We start from the raw sequence: 4,208 nt of genomic DNA on the forward strand, positions 1-4,208 counted from the left end.
GCAGGACCGACGATTTCCAGGAGTTCCGGCCGCTGCTGTTCTCGATCGCCTACCGGATCCTGGGCAGCAGGTCGCCCAGACCGACGCGCTCGCCGGGTACAAGACCTTCGAGCGGGACGGGTACCGGGTGTCGCTGCCGAAGGACTGGCACTGGGCCGCCTCGGTGGACGGCCCGCCGCAGATCCAGTCCCCGGACGGCAACTCGTTCCTGCTCGTGGACCTCACGTCCTGGACGGTGGACGCCGCCACGCCGAGCGCGCAGGCCGAGAAGCAGAGCTCACTGGCCCCCGGCTCGCAGCGGCTGCCCGGCTACCGGCTGATCCACATGAGCCCGAAGCTGACCTATCAGGGCGTCCCGGCCGCGGACTGGGAGTTCACCTTCGTCCGCGGCGCGAAGTTCCACGTGGTCGACCGGTTCGTGCAGCTCAGGGGCCATCCGTACGCGCTGTACTTCCGGACGCCGGAGGGGAGCTGGGCGGCCGGCCAGAAGATCCGCAGCACGGTCTACGACACCTTCCGGGTCAACTGACCGCCCTGCCGCCGGCCCCCGAGGGCGCAGGCCCCCCGAGGGCTCAGGCCCCGCCGATGGAGAGCGCGGACGCCTGCGCGTCCCGCGCGGACACCGACGGCTGCTCCGACACCACGTCCGTCATGGTCATGATCGGCAGGACCAGCGGCGGCGGGTGCTCGGGGCTGAACGTGAGCGGGATGCCCAGCAGCTTCGACGACATCTTCGTCGTGTACATCACCACGCCGCCGGACAGGGTGAGCTGCGGCGTGGTCATCCCCGACGCGACCGCACCGTGCCGGATCGTCTGGTTCACGTTCTTCAGCACGGCCTTGGCCATGCTGAACTTCAGGGCCTTGACGGTCCCGGCGCCGGTCTTGAGCTCCGCGACGCCGTCGTAGCTCAGCCCCGTCATCGTCAGCGAACTGGCTCGCAGCGTCGACAGGTCGCCGTACGCGCCCGCGACCGTCCCGGCCGACTTCGCCTTGGGCTCGTCCGTCGGCTTCGCGCTCGGCGAGGCACTCGGACTCGGGCTCGCGGAGCCGCTCGGGGACGCGCTCGGAGACGCGCTCGGCGAGGCGGCCGAACTCGGCGAGGCGCTCGGCGACGCGGACGCGCTGGGCGACGCCGCCGCCGGGGACGCGCTCGGGGACGGGCTGAGCGGCTGTCCGCTCAGCAGGTGCCCGCCGAGCAGCGCGGGGGCCGCCGCGATCGGCAGGGCGATGCCGAGGATCTTCCCGCCGCGCGGCGCGGCGTGCGCACCCCTGCGGGAGTCCTGCGCGCTCCCGCGAGGGTCCTGCATGCTCCCGCGAGGGTCCTGCACGGCCCGCGGCGCGACGCCGAGGTCCACGGCCGGGGGAGCCGAGGGGGCCGGCGCGGCCGGGGGAGCCACGGGCAGGGGGGCGACCCGGACGTCAGCGGCGGGCAGGGGGACCGCCGGGGCCGGGAACCCGGCCGCCGGAGTCTCCGCGCGGCGCCTCTTCACCCCGGGCGTCCAGGCGAAGCCGAGCGCCCCGCCGAGCAGTCCCAGCAGCATGCCGACCAGGAACCCGCCGAAGTTGGAGGTCAGGAACGACCCCAGCGACAGCAGGACGGCCAGCACCCCGAAGAAGGTGCGCTGGGCGGGCTGGAACCACAGCAGCAGCCCGGCGACCACGAGCAGGGCGCCGAACAGCCAGCTCGCGATCCCGGCCATGCCCTGGTGGATCACGATCGGCATCGGGGCCAGCGGGATGGCGATGATCTCCAGGCCGCCGAGGACGGCGAGCAGCCCGCCCCAGAAGGGACGGGTGCGCCGCCACCGGCGGAATCCTCGCGGAGTCGGGGAGCTCATGCGCGCCTCAGAAGCACTCGCTGCCGAGCTTCATCGACAGGTTGTGCAGCTTGAAGGTCCCGGCGGTGGTCGCCCAGGCGGTCTGGCGGACGTTCTTGAGGTGCACCTCGCCGGCCTGCTGGCCGAACATCCCGGCTCCGGCGCGGCCGAGCGCGTCCGGGTTGCGGTCCAGCGTGGACGCGTCGCGGCCGATCTCGATGTCCTTGAACACCGCGTCGGCGTCGAGCTGCGCGACGTCCAGGGTCAGGTCGTGCGCCTCGACGGCCTTGCCGGCGTCGCCGGCGGTCAGCCGCAGCACCACGCCCGGCATGACCTTCACCGACTGGCACATGTTGGTGATCTTGGCGTCCTTGATGCCGGAGATCTGGACCAGGTGCTGGGTGCCGTCCTTCTCCTTGTCGGCGCCGCCGTACTGGACGAAGCCGGTGCCGTCGAGGGAGTCGGCGCGCACCTTGAAGCTGCTGCCGGAGACCGCGAAGGAGGACGCCAGCGCGCCCTGCGCGGTCATGAAGACCAGCGCCCCCGCACCCACCACGGCGGGCCCGGCGAGGGCGGCGAAACGCTTCCAGCGGACCTTGCCGAGCGCGGCCTCGGACGCGGCCTCGGGGGACTCGGTCATGTGCTCTCCCTGGGGGATGAGGGGGTGGGAAACGGTCATCCATGGACAACCGGTGACAGACGTCACCTTGGTGACACATCGTGCAAGTTACCCTCAAGTACTTACTTGCTCAAACCCCAGACCGAAACTCGAAGGTAAAATCAGAAGATCGCTGAGCTGGGAAGTATTCGATTGATCATGCAATAGAGGTCGTTCCGGACGGCCGGAACCCGCTACGTGCAGTGATCAGTATTGGTGCGCGACGCTCGCGTGCAGCAGCGGATCGAGCGCCTGGCGCAGCGCCCGCACCCGCGCGCCCAGCGGCAGCGCGGACGGGTCCGGCCGCTCCGTCCGTCCGCCCGCCGGCCCCTCGGCGTCCTCCGCCAGCTTCTCGGCCAGCGACTCGATCTCGCGCAGGCGCGCGTCCACGAGCCGCAGGCGCGCCTCGGGCAGAGCGGGGCCGCGCGCGGCGTCCCGGTGCGCGGCGGCCTGGCGGCGCAGCTCGCGCTGGTGCCGGTCGAGTTCCACGAACGCCGTCACCTTGGCGCGCAGCAGCCACGGGTCGAACGGCTTGCCCACCAGGTCGGCCGCGCCGACCGCGTACGCCCGCTGGGTCAGGTCGCCGACCCCGCTGGCGGTCAGGAAGATGATCGGGACGTGCCGGGTGCGCGGCCGGCTGCGGATGTGCCGCGCGGTCTCCAGCCCGTCCATGCCGGGCATCACCAGGTCCATCAGGATCAGCCCGAAGTCCTGTCCCAGCAGCGCCCGCAGCGCGTCGCGGCCCGAGTCGGCGCACACCACCTCGACGGGCAGCGCGTCGAGCACCGCCCGCAAGGCCACCAGGTTGTCCGCCCTGTCGTCGACCGCGAGGATCTTGGTCACGTCGGCCACGCCCAGCCCTCCGAAGTCACCTCTCAGCCCGTGCCGGTCACCCCCCTGACCTCACACCATCGCACGTCCGCACGCTCAGCGACAGAGGAATGTCGCAGAGTGAGAATCTCCACGGGAGCAGGGGCTACGGGGCCCGTCAGGTGAGCCAGCCGGGCCGGACGAGCCCCGACTCGTAGGCGTGCACCACCAGCTGCGCCCGGTCGCGCGCCCCGAGCTTCACCATCGCCCGGCTGACGTGCGTCTTCGCGGTGGCCGGGCTGACCACCAGGCGGCCCGCGATCTGCTCGTTGGACAGCCCCTCGCCGACCAGCGCCAGCACCTCGCGTTCCCGGTCGGTCAGGTCGTTGAGCCTGGGCGACACGTGCGCCGGACGCGTGCGGGTGGCGAACTCGGCGATCAGCCGCCGGGTCACGCTCGGGGACAGCAGCGCGTCGCCGCCCGCCACCACCCGCACGGCGTGGATCAGCTCGACCGGCTCGGTGTCCTTGACCAGGAACCCGGCGGCCCCGCCGCGCACCGCCTCGAACACGTACTCGTCCAGCTCGAACGTGGTCAGGATGATGATCCGGACGTCCGCCAGCCGCTCGTCCGAGGCGATCCGGCGGGTCGCCTCCAGGCCGTCCAGGCCGGGCATCCGGATGTCCATGAGGATCACGTCCGGGCGCAGCCGCCGCGCGTCCGCGACGGCCGTCTCGCCGTCGCCCGCCTCGCCGACCACCTCGATGTCCGGCTGCGCGGCCAGCAGCGCCCGGAAGCCCGCCCGCACCAGCGCCTGGTCGTCGGCCAGCAACACCCTGATCATGCCCGCTCCTCGTCGCCGTCGATCGGCAGCACGGCCTCCACCCGGAACCCGCCGCCCGGCCGCGGCCCGGCCCGGA

General features: G+C 72.5%; 5 protein-coding genes. 1 reads left to right on the forward strand and 4 read right to left on the reverse strand.

Features of this window, described 5'->3' with window-relative positions:
- The coding region (locus AB0J52_RS29935; protein WP_500185982.1) for a serine/threonine kinase C-terminal domain-containing protein at positions 1–529 on the forward strand (529 nt) is incomplete at its 5' end.
- A 43-nt stretch (positions 530–572) separates the two neighbouring features.
- On the opposite strand, the gene AB0J52_RS29940 is transcribed toward AB0J52_RS29935, so the two are convergent.
- The 4 genes from AB0J52_RS29940 to AB0J52_RS29955 form a co-directional block, all read right to left on the reverse strand.
- Complete coding sequence (locus AB0J52_RS29940; RefSeq protein WP_500185983.1) at positions 573–1,841, reverse strand: DUF6114 domain-containing protein; 1,269 nt, start codon at positions 1,839–1,841, stop codon at positions 573–575.
- A 7-nt stretch (positions 1,842–1,848) separates the two neighbouring features.
- The gene (locus AB0J52_RS29945) at positions 1,849–2,460 is read right to left on the reverse strand and encodes a DUF6230 family protein (RefSeq protein WP_500185986.1); all 612 of its coding nucleotides are present in this window, start codon (positions 2,458–2,460) and stop codon (positions 1,849–1,851) included.
- 225 nt (positions 2,461–2,685) lie between these two features.
- Positions 2,686–3,330, reverse strand: a complete 645-nt coding sequence (locus AB0J52_RS29950) for a response regulator (protein WP_500185988.1) — start codon at positions 3,328–3,330, stop codon at positions 2,686–2,688.
- Between the two features lie 136 nt (positions 3,331–3,466).
- Positions 3,467–4,132: a response regulator transcription factor gene (locus AB0J52_RS29955; protein ID WP_500185989.1), complete on the reverse strand. Its 666-nt coding sequence runs from the start codon at positions 4,130–4,132 to the stop codon at positions 3,467–3,469.
- Positions 4,133–4,208 lie beyond the last annotated feature (76 nt).

The organism is Spirillospora sp. NPDC049652 (assembly GCF_040675125.1).
Lineage (GTDB): Bacteria > Actinomycetota > Actinomycetes > Streptosporangiales > Streptosporangiaceae > Spirillospora.